Origin of the sequence: Pollutimonas subterranea (assembly GCF_002849655.1) — a bacterium.
GTDB classification, from domain to species: domain Bacteria; phylum Pseudomonadota; class Gammaproteobacteria; order Burkholderiales; family Burkholderiaceae_B; genus Pollutimonas; species Pollutimonas subterranea.
Genome location: NZ_PDNW01000011.1, coordinates 45,338 through 65,292, shown reverse-complemented (window position 1 = coordinate 65,292; position 19,955 = coordinate 45,338). Strand labels below are relative to the sequence as shown.

22 protein-coding genes are annotated in these 19,955 nt (G+C 59.0%); 5 read left to right on the top strand and 17 right to left on the bottom strand.

Going from position 1 to position 19,955, the window contains the following annotated elements; all coding sequences use genetic code 11:
• Positions 1–21: 21 nt before the first annotated feature.
• Entirely contained in the window at positions 22–282 is a 261-nt protein-coding gene (locus CR159_RS13495; RefSeq protein WP_233208322.1) for a copper-binding protein, read from the bottom strand.
• Positions 283–477: 195 nt separating this feature from the next.
• Here CR159_RS13495 and CR159_RS13490 point away from each other — a divergent pair, with 195 nt between their 5' ends.
• Together CR159_RS13490 and CR159_RS13485 are read left to right on the top strand one after the other, a co-directional pair.
• Positions 478–906 carry a GNAT family N-acetyltransferase gene (locus CR159_RS13490; protein ID WP_102074564.1) on the top strand — a complete coding sequence of 143 codons (429 nt, stop codon included), beginning with the start codon at positions 478–480 and terminating at the stop codon, positions 904–906.
• A gap of 14 nt (positions 907–920) precedes the next feature.
• Entirely contained in the window at positions 921–1,460 is a 540-nt protein-coding gene (locus tag CR159_RS13485) for a cob(I)yrinic acid a,c-diamide adenosyltransferase (RefSeq protein WP_102074481.1), read from the top strand.
• A gap of 507 nt (positions 1,461–1,967) precedes the next feature.
• Here CR159_RS13485 and CR159_RS13480 read toward each other — a convergent pair.
• Positions 1,968–2,498, bottom strand: coding sequence for a carboxymuconolactone decarboxylase family protein (locus tag CR159_RS13480; protein WP_102074480.1), 531 nt, complete (start codon positions 2,496–2,498; stop codon positions 1,968–1,970).
• Positions 2,499–2,516: 18 nt separating this feature from the next.
• Entirely contained in the window at positions 2,517–3,842 is a 1,326-nt protein-coding gene (locus CR159_RS13475) for an aspartate aminotransferase family protein (protein ID WP_102074479.1), read from the bottom strand.
• Between the two features lie 126 nt (positions 3,843–3,968).
• Here CR159_RS13475 and CR159_RS13470 point away from each other — a divergent pair, with 126 nt between their 5' ends.
• Both CR159_RS13470 and CR159_RS13465 read left to right on the top strand, forming a co-directional pair.
• The gene (locus tag CR159_RS13470; protein WP_102074478.1) at positions 3,969–4,862 is read left to right on the top strand and encodes a MurR/RpiR family transcriptional regulator; all 894 of its coding nucleotides are present in this window, start codon (positions 3,969–3,971) and stop codon (positions 4,860–4,862) included.
• 7 nt (positions 4,863–4,869) lie between these two features.
• A complete protein-coding gene (locus CR159_RS13465; protein ID WP_102074477.1) occupies positions 4,870–5,913 on the top strand; it encodes a C45 family autoproteolytic acyltransferase/hydrolase in 1,044 nt (347 codons plus the stop codon).
• A gap of 20 nt (positions 5,914–5,933) precedes the next feature.
• Here the strand turns inward: CR159_RS13465 and CR159_RS13460 are convergent, their stop codons facing one another.
• From CR159_RS13460 to nirK, 8 genes are all read right to left on the bottom strand, one after another.
• The gene (locus CR159_RS13460; protein WP_102074476.1) at positions 5,934–6,794 is read right to left on the bottom strand and encodes an N-formylglutamate amidohydrolase; all 861 of its coding nucleotides are present in this window, start codon (positions 6,792–6,794) and stop codon (positions 5,934–5,936) included.
• The gene (locus tag CR159_RS13455; protein ID WP_102074563.1) at positions 6,791–7,897 is read right to left on the bottom strand and encodes an ABC transporter ATP-binding protein; all 1,107 of its coding nucleotides are present in this window, start codon (positions 7,895–7,897) and stop codon (positions 6,791–6,793) included. The genes CR159_RS13460 and CR159_RS13455 overlap by 4 nt, the downstream gene beginning before the upstream one ends.
• Positions 7,897–8,892 carry an ABC transporter ATP-binding protein gene (locus CR159_RS13450; RefSeq protein WP_102074475.1) on the bottom strand — a complete coding sequence of 332 codons (996 nt, stop codon included), beginning with the start codon at positions 8,890–8,892 and terminating at the stop codon, positions 7,897–7,899. The genes CR159_RS13455 and CR159_RS13450 overlap by 1 nt, the downstream gene beginning before the upstream one ends.
• Complete coding sequence (locus tag CR159_RS13445; RefSeq protein WP_102074474.1) at positions 8,889–9,818, bottom strand: ABC transporter permease; 930 nt, start codon at positions 9,816–9,818, stop codon at positions 8,889–8,891. The genes CR159_RS13450 and CR159_RS13445 overlap by 4 nt, the downstream gene beginning before the upstream one ends.
• Positions 9,815–10,789: an ABC transporter permease gene (locus tag CR159_RS13440; protein ID WP_102074473.1), complete on the bottom strand. Its 975-nt coding sequence runs from the start codon at positions 10,787–10,789 to the stop codon at positions 9,815–9,817. The genes CR159_RS13445 and CR159_RS13440 overlap by 4 nt, the downstream gene beginning before the upstream one ends.
• 14 nt (positions 10,790–10,803) lie before the next feature.
• Positions 10,804–12,387 carry an ABC transporter substrate-binding protein gene (locus CR159_RS13435; RefSeq protein WP_102074472.1) on the bottom strand — a complete coding sequence of 528 codons (1,584 nt, stop codon included), beginning with the start codon at positions 12,385–12,387 and terminating at the stop codon, positions 10,804–10,806.
• A gap of 197 nt (positions 12,388–12,584) precedes the next feature.
• Entirely contained in the window at positions 12,585–12,911 is a 327-nt protein-coding gene (locus tag CR159_RS21895; RefSeq protein WP_304528632.1) for a c-type cytochrome, read from the bottom strand.
• A 118-nt stretch (positions 12,912–13,029) separates the two neighbouring features.
• Complete coding sequence (gene nirK / locus CR159_RS13425; protein ID WP_199173323.1) at positions 13,030–14,163, bottom strand: copper-containing nitrite reductase; 1,134 nt, start codon at positions 14,161–14,163, stop codon at positions 13,030–13,032.
• Between the two features lie 280 nt (positions 14,164–14,443).
• On the opposite strand from nirK, the gene CR159_RS13420 reads away from it, so the two are divergent.
• Positions 14,444–15,175 carry a Crp/Fnr family transcriptional regulator gene (locus CR159_RS13420; RefSeq protein WP_102074470.1) on the top strand — a complete coding sequence of 244 codons (732 nt, stop codon included), beginning with the start codon at positions 14,444–14,446 and terminating at the stop codon, positions 15,173–15,175.
• On the opposite strand, the gene CR159_RS13415 is transcribed toward CR159_RS13420, so the two are convergent.
• From CR159_RS13415 to CR159_RS13390, 6 genes are all read right to left on the bottom strand, one after another.
• A complete protein-coding gene (locus CR159_RS13415) occupies positions 15,172–16,014 on the bottom strand; it encodes a formylglycine-generating enzyme family protein (RefSeq protein WP_102074469.1) in 843 nt (280 codons plus the stop codon). The two genes, CR159_RS13420 and CR159_RS13415, sit on opposite strands and share 4 nt — an antisense overlap.
• Positions 16,015–16,128: 114 nt before the next feature.
• Positions 16,129–17,124: a lipoyl synthase gene (gene lipA / locus CR159_RS13410; protein ID WP_102074468.1), complete on the bottom strand. Its 996-nt coding sequence runs from the start codon at positions 17,122–17,124 to the stop codon at positions 16,129–16,131.
• 186 nt (positions 17,125–17,310) lie between these two features.
• The gene (locus tag CR159_RS13405; protein WP_102074467.1) at positions 17,311–18,096 is read right to left on the bottom strand and encodes an enoyl-CoA hydratase; all 786 of its coding nucleotides are present in this window, start codon (positions 18,094–18,096) and stop codon (positions 17,311–17,313) included.
• 29 nt (positions 18,097–18,125) lie between these two features.
• A complete protein-coding gene (gene lipB, locus CR159_RS13400) occupies positions 18,126–18,773 on the bottom strand; it encodes a lipoyl(octanoyl) transferase LipB (protein WP_102074466.1) in 648 nt (215 codons plus the stop codon).
• 15 nt (positions 18,774–18,788) lie between these two features.
• A complete protein-coding gene (locus CR159_RS13395; protein ID WP_102074465.1) occupies positions 18,789–19,067 on the bottom strand; it encodes a DUF493 family protein in 279 nt (92 codons plus the stop codon).
• 10 nt (positions 19,068–19,077) lie between these two features.
• Entirely contained in the window at positions 19,078–19,941 is an 864-nt protein-coding gene (locus CR159_RS13390) for a D-amino acid aminotransferase (RefSeq protein ID WP_102074464.1), read from the bottom strand.
• Between the last annotated feature and the right edge of the window lie 14 nt (positions 19,942–19,955).

Sequence of the window (19,955 nt, the reverse complement as noted above, 5' to 3'; positions counted from 1 at the left end):
CTTATTCCGACGCCGTGCCGTTTACTTTGATATCTGGATAACGACGTAGTCTCCGTTCTCGCGCCTGGCGGTGAATTTCACTTTATCGCCAGGCGCGATGTCTTTCAGCAAGGCCGGATCTATGCGGTACACCAGTGTCATGGCCGGTAATTGAAGGTCGGAAATCGCACCATGCTTGATCGTTATCTTGCCCGCTGCCGCGTCGACACGGCGCACCTCGCCCGAAGCGCTTGCCTCTTGGGCGACAACACCGACAGAATAAAATGAGGTCAGGGCGAGCATCGCCGCGAGGGCCTGCCGCTGCCGATTATTGGCCAAAGCCATAAGCTACACTCCTGCTAAATTCAACTCGGGAATCGTGATTACCACCGATTCCCCAGCATAACGCCAAACGAAGGAAGAAGTGTGACCGACCCAAGCATACGTTACCAGTTGCGCCCCGCCCTGCCGCAAGACATCCCGCACATACATGGCCTGATGCTGGAAATGGCGGAGTTCGAAAAGCTGACCGGCATCTTCAAGGCCACCGAAGCCAGCCTGGAGAAAAGCTTTTTCGGCGAGCACCCCGCGGCGAACTGCCTGGTGGCCCATACCAGTGAAGACCCCGCCACGCCGGTCGCCTACATCATGTGGTTCCATAACTACTCCAGCTTTCTGGACAAGCGCGGCCTGTATCTGGAAGACGTCTACGTCCAGCCGGAACATCGCGGTAGTGGCGTAGGCAAGATGGTGCTCAAGCACCTGGCGAAACTCGCATTGGAACTGGATTGCGGGCGTTTCGAATGGACTGTGCTGGACTGGAATCAGAACGCGATCGACTTCTACAAACACCATGGGGCCGACATATTGCCGGAATGGCGTATCGTGCGTGTCACAGGCGACGCATTGCAGCGACTCGCTCAATAACAAGGAATACCATCATGGCCACACGTCTTTCAGTCATTACCACCCGCACCGGCGATACCGGCACAACCGGCCTGGGCGATGGCAGCCGCATCGACAAGGATGCTCCCCGTATCGCCGCGATGGGCGACGTCGACGAACTGAACAGTACCATCGGCGTATTGCGCGCCGAACCACTGCCCCACGCCATCGACATGCTGCTGGGCCGTGTACAGAATGACCTGTTCGATATGGGCGCCGAGCTTTGTATCCCCGGCCATGCGGCTGTCAACAACGACCATGTCCTGTACCTGGAAGAGGCACTGGCGGAACACAATGCCAAGCTGGGCAAGCTCGAGGAATTCATCTTGCCCGGCGGTACGCGCCCCGCCGCACTGGCCCATGTAGCACGCACCATCTGCCGCCGGGCCGAGCGCGCCGTCATTACGCTGAATCGCAGCGAGGCGGTCAACGCGCCCGTCATCCAGTACCTGAACCGCTTATCGGATCTTTGCTTTGTACTGGCCCGGGTACTGAACGGCGCAGCGGACAAACCCGATGTGTTGTGGGGACGCTAGCCAAGCAGCCCTCCACCAGTGGCATTTTCGATTCAAGTGTTTACGGCACTTTGCTTTAGTGACGCTGTTCTGCTCTGATGACGTTGCACGGGGTGGATGGGAGCAGTCCGGCACGGCGTGCTCCCATTCACCCTGAACAACTGCGCAATAGGAAACTTGCCGGCCTGACTTGCACGGTGGTTAGTGGGCTGGTCCAAGCTTCGCTCATGCAAAAAGGTGGGTGTGTCGGGGGCTGTGCAGGCGCCTCGCGCACGCCGTTGCGGTCAGCCCCATCGAGGAGGCAAGGCCGCGGCTGTTTGAGCCCGACGGATGTCGGGCCACTGGCCCGACCGGGCGAGTTCCGCGACCGCCTCGATGGGGCTGACCGGAACGGGCACCCTGGCAACGCCAGGGCGTGGCGCGCGAAGCCGAAACAGGCCCCGACACACCCGCCTTTCTCAAGAACGAAAGCCGTCCCCAACGCCTCCGCGCTGCAGCGCGCCTTGTAAAGGCTCGACCAAAAATACTCTAGGTCTTACGCGCGTCGCCGGAATGGATTTGCAGCGCCTCAAGAAAGCGCGAGACCATATTGTAGGTGGCCACGGTTGCCGTAAGCTCAACCAGTTGGCGCGGCTCGAAGTACGATTGCACGTTGGCGAAAACGTCGTCAGGCACCTGGACATGGCGGGTCATGGCGTCGGTATAGGCCAATACCGCTCTTTCCTTGTCGCTGAACAGGCTGGATGATTCCCAGGCCGCCAGCTCGTCCAGCTGGGCCTGCGTCATGCCCTCCTTCAAGGCAATGGGGGCATGCTGCTCGGCCTCGTAGGGCGCGCCGTTGATGATCGCGACGCGCATAATGACCATTTCGCGCACATCGCCGGCCAGCGAACTGTTATGGCGTATGCCGGTAAGGTGGTTCAGCCAGCCACGGGCAACGGGCGGACTCTGCAGCAGCATTTGATATAAATGCAGCACGCTGCCGCGTTCGGCAACGATTTGCTCGACAAGGGGGCTCACCTCGGGGTGAGTCAGATCTGCGTAGGGAAGACGGGCCATCGATAAGTTTCCTTGGAATTAAGCGGGCAGAACCTGGCTGACCGTGCGGGTAAAGCGCAACACGATTTCGCTGATATCGGCGTCGGTGCAAATGAAGGGAGGCGCCAGCAAGACGTGGTCGCCATGCACGCCATCGATGGTGCCGCCCATGGGGTACATCAGCAAGCCATTCTGCATGGCCTGTTTCTTGAGGACGGCATGGGTTTTACGGGCCGGATCCAGCGTAGCCTTCGTGGTTTTATCCTGTACGAACTCAACGCCCACGAACAGACCCCTTCCACGCACATCGCCCACGTTGGGGTGCCCTGCCAGTGCAAGACGCAATTCGGTGCGCATTTGTTCGCCGCGCGCCAGGACGTTGTCCAGCAACCGTTCCTGTTCGATAACTCTTTGCACGGCCAACGCGGCTGCACACGCCGTTGCGTGGCCCATATAAGTATGGCCATGCTGGAAAAAGCCGCTGCCGGCCAGTATGGCGTCATAGATCTTGCTGCTGGCGATCATTGCCCCGATAGGCTGGTAGCCGGCCCCAAGGCCCTTGGCAATCGTGATGATGTCGGGAACCACCTGGTCTTCCGCGCAGGCGAACAAATGCCCTGTGCGGCCCATTCCCGACATGACCTCATCCAGGATCAACAGCACGCCATGGCGATCGCAGACCTCGCGGATGCGCTTCAGATAGGTTTTCACCGGAGCTAATGCACCAGCGGTCGCGCCAACGACCGTTTCGGCGACGAATGCCGCCACATTTTCCGCGCCCAGCTCTTGTATCTTCTGGTCAAGCTCCTGTGCCAGGCGCTCGGCATACTGCTCCTGGCTTTCGTCGGCAAACTGGTCGCGGTAGGCATAACAAGGCGCCACATGGTAGGCGGGCACCAGCAAGGGAAGAAAGGGCTCGCGCCGCCATGCGTTGCCGCCTATGGCCAGGGCGCCCAGGGTGTTGCCATGATAGCTTTGGCGGCGGGCAATGAAATGCCGGCGCGTGGGCTGGCCGATTTCCACGAAATACTGGCGCGCAAGCTTCAAGGCCGCTTCGACGGCTTCCGATCCACCCGAAAGGAAGTAAACGTGATTCAAATCGCCCGGCGAGCGCTGCGCCAGGAAATCGGCAAGATCTTCCGTTGCTTGCGTGGTGAAAAAAGACGAATGCGCGTAGGCGATCTGGTCGAGTTGGTCTTTGATGGCCTGGATGACGACAGGATGGCCATGCCCCAGGCACGATACCGCGGCTCCGCCCGATGCGTCGATATACGCTTTATTGTTTTGATCGAATAGTTCGATGCCCTGGCCGCGCACGGCAACGTCGAGTTGCTGTCGAGGATTGCGATGAAAGACGTGTGACATGGCGCTTGTGCCTTGCTAGAATTCAACAAATGGATCTTGTATGATATATGACGCAACAAATAAATCAATACGGGAGACGCCCATCTGCGTTCCTCATTCGCTATCGTTGCATTTTTTGCACACCCCATGACAGATAACCGCCACAGCCACGCCGCGCCACAGAATCTGGAAAGCCTGATTGACCGCATACAGCGCGACTTTCCCGGAATGAGCGCGCAATTTCAAGTGGGTGCGCGCTACCTCATGGATTTCCCCGGAGAGGTGCCCATCGCCTCGATGCGGAAAATCGCCGCACAGGCGGGCGTGCAGCCGGCCACGTTGGTACGTCTTGCCCAGTCGCTGGGCTACGACGGATGGAATGCGTTGAGAGCGGTGTTTACCCAGCCCTTGCGCCGCCTGCCCAAGCGCTATGCAGAGCAAGCGCGCCAGGTGATACGCAGTAAGAATCCCCGTGAAGTGCTAAGCGTAGCTGTCGCCACGCAGGCCGGCAATATGCGCCTGCTCGAAGAATTGAACCATGACCGGCTCGCTCCGGCGGTAAGCCTGCTGTCCAAAGCCCGGCATGTACATGTCGCCGGTTTTCGTGCCTCGTTCGGACCGGCCTTCACCTTGCACTACCTATATCGGCTGTTCCGTTCATCGGTAAGCATGCTGCGAGGCGATGCCGGCTCTCTGGAAATGGAGCTAAGGTCGATCCGCAAAGACGAGATCGTCGTCATCGTGGGCTTTGCGCCTTATTCCAATGAATCGCTACGCGTGGTCCAGGCGGCGCGCCAGGCCGGCGCGCACGTCATCGCACTATGCGATAGCATCGTGGCCCCCATTGCACTCGATGCCGATTGCGTTTTGGTATTTCCAACTGAATCACCGTCATTCTTTCCTTCCAGTTCCGCAGCGGTGGCGCTCATCGAGATTCTGCTGGAGCAGCTGCTTGCAAAGGCCGGCAAGCAAGCCGTAAAAGATATAAAGATTGCCGAAGACCAATTGCACCAGACCGGTGCATACTTGAATACAAAATAGGGTTGCAATGCTGTCATTGATCGAACTGTCGGGCTCCTCATTTCAAACAGGCCGGGCACTGGGCCGTTTCGGCGCACAAGCCGCGCATTCTTATCTGGTGTCGTCATCGCCGTGGCAAACCGTGATGGCATGGCGTGGCACCGATACATCCCGTGCAATGCAGGCGCTGGTGCAACAGCATTTTCCCCGAGTACACCAGGAATTGCAGGGCCTGGCGGCGGGCCTGGAGCTTGCGCCCGAGGACGTCTTCCTGTGGAACTGCCGGGGCGACCTATGGTCCATGGCGCCCGATGGTTGCACGACCGTGCAGTTGCCCGGGCCCGGCGGCCCGCGCATTACTCACAATGAAGATGGCGACCCGGGCCTTGCGGGCTACTGCGGAATCGGCATGTTTGCCAATGACGAAGGCCCTGACTTCGCCTCGTTTGTCTATCCGGCATCCATTCCCGGACATACTTTTGCCGTCAATGAGCATGGCCTGGCGATGACCGTCAATAACTTGCGGACCCGCCGGGCGACAGTGGGCATTCCCCGCATGGTGCTGACTCGTGCCCTACTGGACTGCTCCTCGCTTGCGCAGGCCGTGAACCTGCTGGTCGGCATGCCAAGATCCGGCGGATTCCACTTAAGCCTCGCGCAGCGCGGCCAGCAGGATCTCATGAGTGTGGAATTCAATGCCTTGCATGTCTCTTCCCGGGTCGTTCAGGCGCCCAGCCTGCATGCGAACCATGCCTTGCATGACTCCATGCTCGGCTATCCACAAGTGATTACTGACTCATCCCGGCATCGCCAGCGGCGTGGCGACGAGTTGCTGGGGCAGCAAACGGGACCCGACCGCGCAAGCAAAACCGAGATCGACCCGTTGTGCATTCTGGCCGACCAGGAAAACCGCCAGTTTCCGATATATCGCGATCAGCCCGATGACAGCGACGCGGAAAACACGATGGCAACAGCCGACATTCAAGTAGGTACCGAAACGGTGACGTGGGCGGTCCATGAACGGCCCGGCCAGTCGGCACGTTTCAATCTCGTCGATGCCAATCTGGCCTGACAGCGGCTCACCAGGCCTCGTCAAAGCAGCGACTTTACGAAATCCGCCACCTTGATGCTCAACTGCGCCAAGTCGCCCTGCAATGTATTGAAATTAGCAGATTTTTCGTAATTTTCTTCGTTCATGTAAAGCGCGCGATTGACTTCGATTTGCAGGCTATGTCGATTTTGCTCCGGGCGTCCTATGCGGGCGATCAGGGCAACGCCTTTGAAGGGATCATTGCGCGCCACGGTATAGCCGCGCTCGAGCAAGAAGTCTTCGATAATACCGGTCAGTGTCGGATCGCAAGTCTCCCCATCGCGGTCCCCCAGTACGAAATCAGCCAGCACCTTATCTGTTTCGATTTTCAATACCGCATACGAATCAGACGGCATGGAATGCAGGTTCAGGTGCCATACACCGCCAAACCGCTCATGGGCCGCTTCTATCTGGCGGTTAAGCGCCTCGTGATAAGGCTGATGATACGTACCGATGCGATTCTCGACCTCTGCCACCCACAGCTTGCGGTCATAGACAGGCTGATCGCGCGCCATGCTCCATATCAGGCCATGGCCCAAACGCGACTTTTCCGTGGGATGCAGTTCGGTCGTCCACGGCTCGGCAAGGATATTCGGATCGATATCGTCAACGTCACGGTTCGGGTCTATGTAGGTGCGCGGAAAATTGGCGGCCAGCAATGTTGCTCCCACCGAAGGCAACGACGCCCAAAGCTCGTCCACATAGGAGTCCTCGCCCATGCGCAACACAGACAAGGGCAGGCAACTTTGGAAGTCTGCCGGATAGATGGATCCGCTATGGGGTGAATCGCAAATCAGCGGAATTGCATCGGTGGTGGGCAAGGACAGGACATAGGGTTCAAACGAATCGTCGGCGAATTTCATTGTTTCTCCATGGGACCGGGATCATTCAGATGGCAGGCGCTTTGATGCACATTCCGGCGCCCGTGCAGCAAGTCATATTCCCTTGGCGACTCACCGACCGGCTTGAGCAAGGGACGCTCTATTTTGCAGCGATCCATGGCATGCGGGCAGCGCGGGTGAAAGGGGCAACCCGGAGGCGGATCAATCGGCGACGGCAATTCACCCCTGATTGGGTCAAATTGGCGCTGATCGGTGCGTAACACCGGAAGCTCTTTGATGAGGGCCTGGGTGTAAGGATGATTGGCGCAGCTGAAGATCGTATCGGTATCGGCAATTTCAACAATGCGCCCCAAATACATGATGGCCACGCGATCGGCGATATGGCTGACCACACCCAGGTTGTGGCTGATGAAGAAATACGTCAGCCCGAGTTCTCGGCGCAGCCGGATAAACAAGTTGAGCACTTGCGCCTGGATGGACACATCGAGCGCCGCCACTGCTTCGTCGCAGACGATAAGCGCCGGCTCGAGCGCCAGCGCACGTGCCACGCCAATACGCTGGCGCTGCCCCCCCGAAAATTGGTGGGGATAGCGGAATCGATACGCGGGATCCAGCCCGACCTTCTGCATGAGTCCGGCCACGTACTCTTCCATCTTCGCCCGCGACACGATGCGATGTACGACCGCCGCTTCGCCGATAATGTCGACGACACGCATGCGCGGGTTAAGTGATGAAAATGGATCCTGGAAGATCATTTGCACGCCCAACTGGTATTCGCGCCTTGCGCCGGCATCCAGCTGGGCGACAGATCGGCCCTTGTAGGCGATGTCGCCCGACGTGGGCGGCAAAATGCCTGCAATCATGCGGCCCAGCGTGGACTTCCCGCAACCCGATTCACCCACGATGCCTATGACCTCGCCGCCATGCACGTCAATATCGATGCCCGCGACCGCGTGCAGGGTTTGGGGTTTGTGCCGGCCCTTGAAGAAGTTGCCCGCGCGCTGAATGAGATCGACCGGCTGGGTGAAGTGCCGGTGCAAGCCGCGCACGCTGAGAAGAGGAGCTTCGTCTTGCGTGCTGGCGGTACCGACCGGTTCGAGGGGGCGGCTGCTATTGTCGGCCATCATGGCTGTAGCCCCTTGTGCCAGCAGCTTGCCCAGTGGCCCGGCGCGACCTCTTCCAACACCGGGTCGATTTCACATTGCCCACTGGCCCGATAGCAACGTGTCCTGAACGGGCAACCTTTTGGCAAGTTCAGCAGTGAAGGCGTCGAGCCGGGAATCTGGAACAGGTCGTGTCCGCGCGTATGGACAGAGGGAATGGACGATATCAGGCCATGCGTATAAGGATGCTGGGCGGCGCCGATGATCTGGGCGGCCGTTCCTGTTTCGACGATGCGCCCCGCATACATCACCGCTATCCGGTCGGCCAGACCCGAGACGATCGCCAGGTCGTGAGTGATCCAGATCAGGGCTGTTCCGGTTTCGCGACACAACTTCTGCACTTCGTACAGTATCTGTCCTTGTATGGTTACGTCCAGCGCAGTGGTGGGTTCATCGGCAATGATCAGCTTGGGTGAATTAAGCAGTGCAATCGCGATGGCGATGCGCTGGCGCATGCCGCCCGACAAATGGTGCGGATACACGTTCAGCCGCTCTTCGGGCGAAGGGATGCCCACCTTTTTCAGTACCTCCAGGGAGCGGGCGCGCGCGGCCTGCCGCGAAACGCGATTATGGGCCTGCACCGCCTCGATCATCTGTGTATCGATGCGCAGGACGGGATTGAGCGTGGTGGATGGGTCCTGGAAGATCATCGCCATATCGCGGCCCCGCAGCTGCCGGTATTCCTCTGGGGACAACTTCTGCAGATCCAGGCCATTGAAGAAAAGGCGGTCTGCCTGCGTGCGCCCCGGCTCATCCACCAGCTTCATGAGCGAAAACCCGGTAATGCTTTTACCGGAACCGGATTCGCCCACCAACCCCAGGATCTCGCCCTGCCTGATTTGCAACGATATACCGTCGACGGCCCGGACCACCCCTTCCCGCGTATGGAACGAGGTCCTGAGACCCTGGACATCGAGCAGCAGGTCGCCGGCCGGCATCGCATAAGCTGCGTTCATAACGAGACCCCCTGGATCTCGTTACGGGGATTGAGAATATCGCGCAAATGGTCGCCGACCAGGTTGATGGCGACGACGATCAGCGCCAGCGCGATGCCGGGGAAAAATGAGATCCAGTAATTACCTGACAACAGGAACTCGAAACCATTGGATATGAGCATGCCCAGCGACGGTTCCGTGACGGGGACACCCACGCCCAGGAATGACAGCGTGGCCTCCAGCGCAATGGCGTGCGCCAGGTCGATGGTGGCGATGACCATGAGGGGTGGAATACAGTTGGGGAATATGTGGCGCCACAAGATCCTGTGCCACGACAGGGACACGCAGCGGGCCGCCTCGACATACTCTTTATTGCGCTCGACGATGGCGGCGGCACGGGCGGCACGGGCGAAATAAGCCCATTGCACGGCGATCAACGCATAGATGACCTTGTCGACACCCTTACCCAATACCGCCAACAGGATCAATGCAACCAGGATGGCGGGAAACGACAGCTGGATATCGACGGTGCGCATTAGCACGGCATCGATACGCCCGCCGAAATAGGCGGACACAAGGCCAGCGGTGGTGCCGATGAGAAACGCCGCCGACACGGAAACCAGGCCCACGAACAAGCTGGTGCGCATGCCGTACAGAATGGCTGAGAATACGTCCCGGGCCTGGCCGTCGGTGCCCAGCCAATAAGTCATGCTCCCGTCGAAGGTGCTGCTGCCGGGAGGCATCTTGGAATCCATGATGTCCAGGGTAGCGATATCAAAGGGGTTCTGCGGCGCAATCCACGGCGCGAAGATGGCCAGCAACACAAACGCCATCAACAGCACAAGCCCCACCACGGCAAGCTTGCTGGCGAGGAACTGCGCCATGAACACCCGCCAAAGGCTTTCGTGGGCGGCCAAGGCTGGCGCGGCAGTCTGCTGGACCATCATGCTGTTGCTCCTAGGCGCACACGCGGGTCCAGCACGGTGTAGCCAATATCGACCAGCAGATTCAACAGGGCAAGAAACACCACTGTCAGCATCAGATAGGCGACCACGACCGGTCGGTCCAGCGTAATGATGGAATCGATCAGCAGCTTGCCCATGCCCGGCCAGGAAAAAACCGTCTCGGTTACCACGGCAAACGCAATAACCTGGCCGTATTCCAGCCCGCCTATGGTGACAATGGGAATAAGTATGTTCTTGAGCAGGTGAACGGAAAGTACGCGACGGTTGCTCAAGCCTTTCGCGCGTGCATACTTTATGTAGTCCTGAGGAAGCGATTCGCGCGTGGCTGCCCGCGTCACACGGATGATCAGGGCGCACTTGGCCACGGCGATCGTCGCCGCCGGAAGGATGAGATTCTGCAGCCCCTGCCAATTGAACACGCTCAGTTCAATGGGCCCGAACGACCGGACCGGCCCGCGCCCGCCCGCGGGGAACCAGCCCAGGATCACCGCAAACAGCATGATCAGCATCAGCCCCACCCAGAAGTTGGGCAGCGAGAATCCCAATACCGAACCCGTCATGATCGATCGTGCGCTGATGCTTCGGGGCTTGAGACCGGCATAGATGCCCAGGGGTACGCCGATCGCCATGGATGCAAAGATGGCCAGCGTAGCCAGCTCCAGGGTGGCCGGCATACGTTCTAGAATAAGCTGCATGGCGGGCTCGCCCGTCAGGAAGCTGTTGCCGAAATCGAGATGCGCCGCCTTGCTGATGAAAATGAAGTACTGGTGCCACAAGGGCAAGTCGAGGCCCAGGCTACGGCGCAGGGCCTCGCGCTGGGCATCGGTGGCCTCGGGGCTGGCAAGCATGGCCACTGGGTCGCCAACCAGGTATAGCCCCGCAAAGACCAGGGCCGACATGATCAACACGACCAGCACCGTCTGCAACAGACGGCGGATGATAGTCAACAGCACCGGGACACTACCGCTTATTTGGCAAGCGTCACGTCTTGCGCCAGGGTCATCTGGTCGGTGCGTCCGCCATAACGGATGTCCTTCTTCATGGCCCAGACCGACATTTCGAATTGCAAGGGCAGGATGCCATAGTCTTCCATTACCATGCTTCCTGCCTTCTGCAGCATTTCGGAGCGCTTGGCATCGTCAAGTGTGCGCGACGCCCCGATGACCAGCTTGTCGAGTTCGGGATTGGTGTATTTGCTCCAGTTGGTCGTTCCCAGCCCCAGGTCTGGTTTCTTGGTATGAACCAGGGCCGTCAGGGGATTGAGCATTTCGCCCGAACTGGCGGCCCAACCAGCCAGATAGGTACTGAATGCGAAGCTATCGCGCTTCTTGAAGAACACCGGCGGTGCCATGGTTTCGACATTGGCCTTGACGCCTATGCGCGCCCACATGGATGCCACGGCCTGTGCAATACGCTGGTCGTTGGTATAACGCCCTGCCGGAGAACCTAGGCTGACGGTGAAACCATCGGGATACCCCGCGGCAGTCAGCAACTCTTTCGCCTTGGCGGGATTCGCAGGAGCCACTTTAGAGAGTGCCTCGGATGTTCCAAAACCGGGATACGCCAGCAGGTTGCCGGCAGGTTGGGCCGAACCGCCCATGATGCGCTCCACGATAGCCTGGCGATCAATGGCCAGCGACAGTGCCTCGCGCACCCGCTTGTCGGCCAGCGGGTTCTTGTCGTTGGTGCCGGACATACCGGGTGGCAGCTCCTTGCCCTGGTTCAGGGCAATGTAGATGACGCGTACCGAAGGGGTTTCCTGGACGTGCAGGTTCTTGTCGCTCTTGAGCTTGGGCAGGTCGTCGGTTGGCGGATCCTCGATGAGATCGACATCGCCCGCCAGCAGCGCCGCTACGCGCGCCGCTGAATTGGAGATAGGCCTGTAGATGACACGGTCCCATTCAGGCTTTTTGCCCCAGTAAAGGTCGTTGCGTTCGAACACGATTTCGGCCCCGCGTTTCCAGGAAACGAACTTGTACGGGCCAGTACCGACAAGCCCGTCACCGCGATTAAGCTCGACGGTGGTCTTGCCTTCAGGCGCCGCGCCGGAGGCGGCCTTGCTTGACATAATGGGAACCATGGACAGATTCGCCAGCAATACCGGCGACGGTCCCTTGGTGGTGATCTTGACCGTCAAGGGATCGGGGGCCTCGACTTTCTCGACGGCGCTGAGATAGAGCGAATAGGACGATGGACTATTGGGCACCAGCGGCACCCTGGCATAGGTGAACAGCACATCTTCCGACGTAAACGGCGATCCGTCGGCGAACTTTACATTGGGGCGCAGTTTGAACGTCCAGACGTTGCCATCGACGGTCCAAGATTCCGCCAGGCTGGCAACCGGCTGCGCCTTGGCGTCAGTGCGCACCAGCGGGTCGAACAAGGTTTCAGACATTTGCGTATTGGGCGTGAGCGAATGGAACTGTGGGTCCATGGAACTGGGCTCGGAACGCAAAGCTATGGTGAGGTCGCGCGCCTGGGCGACACTGGCCATGGTGAAAAGGCTGGCCGCAATGGCAGAGAGAACCAGTGTTTTACGAATCGACGTCATGTTTATGCTGCCCTTTTTTTGAATAGTTCAGGTGGGAGGCGAATAAAACAAGGCAATACGAAAAGCCCCATGCCTATCGGCATGGAGCCAGTGTATATAGCTGATCCGGTTTAAATATCGGTACTTTCCCGAGGCCCGGTGGCAAACCTCTGCTATGGCGAACGGCCCGAAAAGAGTCTGTGCATGGGCATGATCGCTTAGCGGGATGCCTGCACCATGTACTCGACGGCGGCTTGAAGCGTAGCGTCGTCAGCCGAAGACGCCCCACGCGGCGGCATCGCACCCTTGCCCTTCACCGCGATTTCCATCATGGCATCCATGCCGCTGGCAATGAGCGGTGCCCAGGCGTTTTTGTCACCCAGCTTGGGCGCCTTGGCCACACCGGTGCTGTGACAGGCTATGCACGCTGTCTTGTACAGTTTCTCGCCGGCCGGGTTCACCGTCTGGGCGGCAGCAGTAGCGGCGACGGACGCCAGACCGGCTCCAAAGACAAGGGCCAGGGCAACACGAGCAAGCTTCAACATTTTCATCTCCATATCCGGGGCTAGCCAATCCGCAAGAGGCGGATCGCTGTTATACGGCCACTTTGCAGGCTGCCCGCCCGGGCGGGCAATCTGCATGACGACGTGGCCATGTCAATGATCAGGCAACGATGGGACCGGGTGCCTTGATCTGTTTCATCAGATCGTCGTTCCATTTGCCTTCCACCACGATGTGGCCCGCGGCGCCCAGCTCGAACGCTTCAATCAGGTTGTGGTTCAGGTAGGCGTAGACACCAGGCTGCTTGAAGGTATAGAGCGCTGCGCCCGCGGAACCACCGCGGATGAACCACGTTTCCAGATCTTTTTCTGGGGGGTTGGCAAACTTGCCGGTTTCCCAGACCCAATCACCATGCCCGCCGATCAGGTGAGGACGTGTATCGCGGTTAGCCTGGGAATGGATAAGCAGTACCGTTTCGCCAACCTTGGCCTTCAGGGCGCCTTCACCCGTCAGTGCGCCGACCTTGCCATTGAACACGATATGGGAAGGGATAAGCTTGCGCATGACCTCGGCCGTATCGCCATAGCTTTCAGCGAGGGTCTTGTAATCTTTGTACTTTCCGTTCTCGTCTTTCGGGATGTACAGGTCGAACTCGCCGATGGTGTACGCCGTGTCGTAGCGCAGGAGGTTGCCGGCTGGGTCCTTCAGGCCGTCGCGTGGCAACACCATGAGCGTGCCGCTCATGCCGGCCACCACGTGCCAAGGCACCATGCCTTCGGGTGCGCAGTGATACACGAAGGTACCGGGCCGATCAGCCTTGAAACGCAGGGTAACCTGTTCGCCAGGATTGACGTTCGTCAGCTTGGCACCGCCCAGCGCTCCGGTGGCCGCGTGGAAGTCCACGTTGTGCGGCATGGCGTTGCTGGCCTTGTTCACCAGTGTCAGTTCGACATAGTCGCCGGCACTCACGACCATGGTGGGGCCGGGCATGGATCCGTTGAATGTCATCGCCTGCAAGGTCGTTCCATTGTCGTCGATCACCATCTTCTTCTCTTCGATCTCCATGCGGAATTCGACGATGCGCGGTGCGCCGCTGGCTACCTGTTCGTGCTTATGCACCATGGGCGGTGCCACGAGGTCGACCTTCACGCGTTTGAGCTTCGCAATTTCGGGCTCGGACAGGAATTTTTCCGCCGCTGGGGAAGACTTGCCTTTTGCCAATGCGGGGGCCGCCATTGCGGCTGAACCTGCCATAGCGCTTAGGCCGGCTGTTTTTAGAAATGAACGACGTTCCATGATGAAGCTCCGCTTACAATAAATGTTCGACTGCTTACGAACGGCTACACGGCCGGTGTCACGTCGAAAAGCAAACCTCTTTCAAATTTGATGCTTCTCGAATCCGGTACTATTGATCCATGTATCCATTTGAAACCTTTACGTCGACGCGTTCTTTGCTGCAGCGCAAACTCGCACACACATTTCCAAGGGTTTTCACTAGCAAACGGGATTTGTGGTTTATTGGCCCAACAATCGCGAATGGTAGAATCAAATCCCCTATCTCCCGTATGGACAGTCAATGCCGTCAAATCTGAATAGGTCTCTTATAAAGAATCTGGATCTGTTCAAGTCTTTGCCTGATACCGACCTGGATTCCATACTCGAGACGGCGCTGGTGTGCCGCCTTCTCACGGGCGAGGCCGCCTTCCGCCAAGGTGAAGTCGCCGATCGTTTCTTCGTACTGTTGCACGGCCACCTCAAAGTGGTGCAGGTCACGCCGGATGGCGAACAAGTCGTCGTCCGCTATGTCAATCCCGGAGACGTCTTCGGCATCGCACGGGCCATGCGCCGCCTTAACTATCCGGCCTCGACCCTGGCCGTACAGGAAAGCCTGGCACTCAGTTGGCCGTCCACCGAGTGGGATCAATTCACCGCCACCAATCCGCACTTCGCGTCGAATGCTTTGCAAACAGTCGGGCAACGGCTGCAGGATGCGCATACGCGCATACAAGAGCTTTCGACCGAAGAGGTGGAGCAACGGGTGGCTCGTGCCATTTTGCGGCTGGTGGATCAATCCGGACGGCAAACACCCGAAGGCATCGTTATCGACTTTCCGATTACCCGTCAGGATATCGCCGAGATGACCGGAACGACCCTGCATACGGTAAGCCGTCTGCTTAGCGCCTGGAAAGATCGCGGCCTTGTGGTCAGCGGACGCAAGCGGATTGTGGTGTGCGCCGTCGACGACCTGATACGCCTGGCTGAGGGCTCGCATACATCAACAGTGCGGGCCGCCAACGCCAAGGTCTAACCACGGGAAGGCGCGGGCACGCGTACAAGGCGAAACCCCAGGTTGCTGGGCGGCACGCCCACCGAGCATGCTCCGCCCTTGGGATCCCTGATGAAGTCCGAAATATAGCTGCGGTGCCGGCCGGCAACCGCGCGTATTCCACAGTTTTCGGCAGGCGGCAACATTGCCGCGCCTTCCTGATCGACATGCTGGCGGGTGTGGCAGGTATCGGTCCAGTCCCACACATTGCCCATCATGTCGGCAACCCCAGCCGCATTGCTGCCGAAGCTGCCGAAAGTCCGTGGCGTGCCATCAACCGTTGATTTTCGCTGGGTCTCGAGCTTGTACTCCATGAGCCAGCGTTGAGCAGGATCGCCGGGGTCTGACGCGTCGACGATGACATCTTCCTGATACAAGGAGCCCGCGGCATACACCCATTCCGCGTAAGTGGGCAAACGGTAGGTGCGACCCGTAACTGCCGAATACCAGGCGGCGTAATCGGTGGCATCGCGCCAGCTGATGCCCACGGCCGGCAGATCGGGCGCAACGGCGCCACGCTGGGATTTGTCAAGTTTTTTGCAGGCGGCCGCAACGACGCATTGCTGGTATTCCGCCTGGCTTACCTGGCGTTTCATGATCTCGAAATCGTGGTCGAATCGCACGGTGCGCCGCGTCGGGCTTACCGGGTTGCCATTGCGTATGAAATCGCCGGCCGGGTAATAGCTGAGCTCGCCAGCCTTGATCACCGCCAGTTCAGTTTGATCGGCCTTTACGGACTTTGTTGGATCTTCATTCACCATGCCGCAGCCGCCCATGAGTGCGGTCACGGCAACGGCAGCAATTCGATTACGTGTTTTCATGTTCAATACCTTGCATGCGTGCCGGCACACCGGCACTACACAGGTATTGAACGCCTACTGAACAATAAGATCGTTGTTCCAGCGCAAGGACCGAGGACAAATAGCCGGTGGGGCTCAGGCAACCCCCGCGGCGTGCGCCTGTTCATCGGCATGGTAGGATGAACGCACCATGGCCCCCACCGCCGCATGGCTGAACCCCATGGCGTACGCTTCGCGTTCCAGCATGGCGAAGATATCGGGATGTGCATAACGAAGCACCGGCAGGTGGTGCGCGGAAGGCTGGAGATACTGGCCTATGGTAAGCATATCCACCTTATGTGCACGCAAGTCGCGCATGACCTCGAGAATTTCTTCGTCGGTTTCTCCCAAGCCCAGCATCAAGCCTGACTTGGTCGACACACCCGGATGCAAGGCCTTGAAGTCGGACAGCAGCTTTAGCGAATGATGATAGTCGGAGCCCGGACGCGCCTGTTTGTATAAACGCGGTACGGTTTCCAGGTTGTGGTTCATGACATCGGGCGGGCCTTCATTGAGAATGCCCAGCGCGCGGTCGAGCCGGCCGCGGAAGTCGGGAACCAGCACTTCAATGCGCGTCGTCGGCGACAGTTCCCGCACATTGCGTATGCACTCCACGAAATGGGCCGCGCCACCGTCGCGTAAATCGTCGCGGTCAACGGAAGTGATCACCACATACGACAGTTTCATGGCGGCGATGCTGCGTGCCAGATTGGCCGGCTCGTCGGTATCGAGGGGATCGGGGCGGCCATGGCCGACGTCACAGAAAGGGCAACGGCGCGTGCATTTGTCACCCATGATCATGAACGTGGCCGTCCCCTTGCCGAAACATTCACCGATGTTGGGGCACGACGCTTCTTCACAGACGGTATGCAGATTATGTTCGCGCAGGATACGCTTGATATCGTGGAACCGTGAGCCAGGCGCTGCCGCCTTGACACGTATCCATTCGGGTTTCTTCAGGCGTTCGGCCTGGACGACCTTGATGGGAATGCGCGACGTTTTCTCGCCCGACTTTTGCTTTTGCGTTGGGTCATAGGGAGCGGGACGCACAGTAGGCTTGCGTTCTGTTGACTGATCAAGCGGAGTAGTCATACGGTTTCCTGCAATGAAGCGCATGGCTTCATGCTCAAGAGCCGGGGCGTGCTTCACGCCATTGGCTTTCGGGTGAAAAGATCAGCGCGTGCCTTGCGCCGCAAGCGACCTGCGCCACGCTCGGGCACGACTGTAAGACGGCATTTTACCCCTCTGGAGGCGGGGCTGCCTAATCTCCCTGTTGCCTCAACGGCCTTTCCAGACGGGAGTGCGCTTTTGCATGAATGCATCGATGCCTTCGGAGACATCGTCGGCCATCATGTTTTCCGCCATGACCTGGCCCGCGAAATCGTAGGCATCGCTGAGGTTCATGCCGCGCTGGCGATGATACATGGCCTTGCCGGTGCGTACCGCCACCGGGCTTTTGGAACAGATGGCATCCACCAGGGAGTTCACGGCGGCGTCGAGCTGATCGGCTGCTACAGCGTGATTGACAAGGCCATGGCCCACGGCATCGGCAGCACTGATGAACTGGCCTGTGACCAGCATTTCAAACGCTTTCTTGGCTGGAACATTGCGGGTCAAGGCGACGGCCGGCGTCGAGCAGAACAGGCCCACGTTGATGCCCGAAACTGCGAACTTTGCGGAGTCTGACGCGACGGCAAGATCGCAACTGGCTACCAGTTGGCATCCCGCCGCCGTCGCCGTGCCGTGCACCTTGGCGATTACCGGCACAGGCAGGTTCACGATGCTTTGCATGACGCGGCCGCATTGCGCAAACAGTCGCTGGTAATAGTGCTGATCGGGTGTGGCTCGCATCTGCTTGAGATCATGGCCCGCGCAGAAAGCGCGCCCGGCGGCGGCCAGCACGACGCAGCGCAGTGCTTCATCCTGGGCGGCGGCATCAAGCGCGTCCTGCAATTCGCCGAGCAGCTCTTCCGACAAGGCATTGAACTGGTCCGGTCGATTCAGGGTAAGCGTCAGGACATCGTTCGTCCGATCCACCAATAGCAAGGGGCTTTCTGTCGTCATCGTTGGTCTCCAATTGGTCCGGGCTTAGGTCAGGCCGGCATGGCGTCATGATAGCCACTGAAAGCCTGTGCGAGGCGCGCGGCCAGCAAATTGCCCACTGTCACCACGTCAGCCGCTATCCCGCACCCTAGCACATCGGTGGTCTGCAGTCCCTCGTACCCACAAGGATTAATACCCGAAAATGGCGCGAGATCCATGGCAACGTTCAGGGCCAGCCCATGATACGCACAGCCATTGCGTATCTTTATACCCAAGGCGGCGATCTTGGCCAGCTGATCGGCCGGGGCCGGCACATACACGCCTGGGGCGCCAGGCTTGAGCCGGGCGCCGTGTACACCCACTTCGCCAAGTACCTGAATGGCCACATTTTCCAGTAAGGCGACATATTCTTTGGCGAATATCCCGAGTCGACGCAGGTCGACCAGGCAATAAGCCACTATTTGTCCGGGACCGTGATAGGTAACCTGCCCGCCCCGGTCGCACTTGACCACGGGGATATCCGCGCTATTGAGGATATGCTCGGGCTTGCCTGCCTGGCCCAGGGTGTAGACGGGTGTATGCTCAACCAGCCAGATCTCGTCCGGCGTTTGCGAATCGCGGGCCTCGGTAAACCGACGCATGGCCTCCCAGACTTCCAGGTACGGAGCCGGACGCGGCCACCATTTCGATTCGTTCATTGCCGCAGACTATGCCTATAAGACGATGGAAACCATGGGGTGCGCGTGCAGCGCGCGGTATAACGCATCGAGTTGCTCGCGCGAGGTGGCACGCACCGTGAAGGTAAGGCCGAGGTAGTTGCCGGCCTTGCTGGGACGCATCTCGATGGTGGCGGGATCGAATCCGGGGTCGAATTCCAGCACCACCGCCGTCAGGGTTTGGGCAAAATCGGGATTCGTCTTGCCCATGACCTTGATGGGAAAGTCGCTGGGATACTCGATAAGAGAGTCTTCAGGCGGGATTTCGCTGTTCATGAGCTTTGCATCAAAGTGCCGCAATAGCCTTGTCGTAGCCGGCCCGCAGCAGTGAATAGATATTGCCTGGCTTGCCCGTACCAACAGGTTTGCCGTTATAGGAAGTAATAGGCAGGATCTCTTTGGTGGCTGACGACAACATCAGTTCGTCGGCGCTTTCGACTTCCTGCTGGGTAATCGGCCGCGCATTGAATTGGATCCCGGCATCGGCCGCGAGCTCTTCAAGCAAACCATAGCGTATGCCTTCTAGGATAAGGTTGCTGCGTGGGGGCGCCAACAGCACGCCGTCTTTGACCACCCATATATTGCACGACGCGCCTTCCGACAAATGACCATCGCGGAACTGCACGACTTCGTCGACGCCCGCCTCGACGGCCTGCTGCTTGGCCAACACGTTGCCCAGCAAGGAAATCGACTTGATCTCACAGCGCAGCCAGCGGACGTCGGGGATGCCGACTACGCTGAGGCCTTGTTCGCGCGCGGCGCCGCTGGGCCGGGCAAATGGCGAAACCATGCAGAAAACCGTGGGGGTCGCATTCTTGGGGAAACCGTGATCCCGTTTCGCCACACCCCGCGTGACCTGGATGTAAACCATGCAATCGCCCAGGTTGGAGCGTTCGATCAGATTCTGGACGATTTGCTCCCAGTCGCTGCGCCCAAGACCTACCTTGATGTCGATAGCGGCGAGGCTGCGCTCAAGACGGGCCAGGTGACCGTCCATGCGAAAGGGCTTGCCGTTATAGGCCGGCACCACATCATAAATACCATCGCCAAAAATGAATCCGCGATCAAGCACGGAGATTTTGGCATCTTCCAGCCGAACATAGTCGCCATTCAGGTAAACGACACTATTGCCATCAACATCGGGAATCATTATTTCGAACCTTA

Bases quoted from the DNA above. Each gene is read 5' to 3' on its own strand.
- CR159_RS13495 (WP_233208322.1), bottom strand. From the start codon at position 282: ATGCTCGCCCTGACCTCATTTTATTCTGTCGGTGTTGTCGCCCAAGAG.
- CR159_RS13490 (WP_102074564.1), top strand. From the start codon at position 478: ATGCTGGAAATGGCGGAGTTCGAAAAGCTGACCGGCATCTTCAAGGCC.
- CR159_RS13485 (WP_102074481.1), top strand. From the start codon at position 921: ATGGCCACACGTCTTTCAGTCATTACCACCCGCACCGGCGATACCGGC.
- CR159_RS13480 (WP_102074480.1), bottom strand. From the start codon at position 2,498: ATGGCCCGTCTTCCCTACGCAGATCTGACTCACCCCGAGGTGAGCCCC.
- CR159_RS13475 (WP_102074479.1), bottom strand. From the start codon at position 3,842: ATGTCACACGTCTTTCATCGCAATCCTCGACAGCAACTCGACGTTGCC.
- CR159_RS13470 (WP_102074478.1), top strand. From the start codon at position 3,969: ATGACAGATAACCGCCACAGCCACGCCGCGCCACAGAATCTGGAAAGC.
- CR159_RS13465 (WP_102074477.1), top strand. From the start codon at position 4,870: ATGCTGTCATTGATCGAACTGTCGGGCTCCTCATTTCAAACAGGCCGG.
- CR159_RS13460 (WP_102074476.1), bottom strand. From the start codon at position 6,794: ATGAAATTCGCCGACGATTCGTTTGAACCCTATGTCCTGTCCTTGCCC.
- CR159_RS13455 (WP_102074563.1), bottom strand. From the start codon at position 7,897: ATGGCCGACAATAGCAGCCGCCCCCTCGAACCGGTCGGTACCGCCAGC.
- CR159_RS13450 (WP_102074475.1), bottom strand. From the start codon at position 8,892: ATGAACGCAGCTTATGCGATGCCGGCCGGCGACCTGCTGCTCGATGTC.
- CR159_RS13445 (WP_102074474.1), bottom strand. From the start codon at position 9,818: ATGATGGTCCAGCAGACTGCCGCGCCAGCCTTGGCCGCCCACGAAAGC.
- CR159_RS13435 (WP_102074472.1), bottom strand. From the start codon at position 12,387: ATGACGTCGATTCGTAAAACACTGGTTCTCTCTGCCATTGCGGCCAGC.
- CR159_RS21895 (WP_304528632.1), bottom strand. From the start codon at position 12,911: ATGTTGAAGCTTGCTCGTGTTGCCCTGGCCCTTGTCTTTGGAGCCGGT.
- nirK (WP_199173323.1), bottom strand. From the start codon at position 14,163: ATGGAACGTCGTTCATTTCTAAAAACAGCCGGCCTAAGCGCTATGGCA.
- CR159_RS13420 (WP_102074470.1), top strand. From the start codon at position 14,444: ATGCCGTCAAATCTGAATAGGTCTCTTATAAAGAATCTGGATCTGTTC.
- CR159_RS13415 (WP_102074469.1), bottom strand. From the start codon at position 16,014: ATGAAAACACGTAATCGAATTGCTGCCGTTGCCGTGACCGCACTCATG.
- lipA (WP_102074468.1), bottom strand. From the start codon at position 17,124: ATGACTACTCCGCTTGATCAGTCAACAGAACGCAAGCCTACTGTGCGT.
- CR159_RS13405 (WP_102074467.1), bottom strand. From the start codon at position 18,096: ATGACGACAGAAAGCCCCTTGCTATTGGTGGATCGGACGAACGATGTC.
- lipB (WP_102074466.1), bottom strand. From the start codon at position 18,773: ATGAACGAATCGAAATGGTGGCCGCGTCCGGCTCCGTACCTGGAAGTC.
- CR159_RS13395 (WP_102074465.1), bottom strand. From the start codon at position 19,067: ATGAACAGCGAAATCCCGCCTGAAGACTCTCTTATCGAGTATCCCAGC.
- CR159_RS13390 (WP_102074464.1), bottom strand. From the start codon at position 19,941: ATGATTCCCGATGTTGATGGCAATAGTGTCGTTTACCTGAATGGCGAC.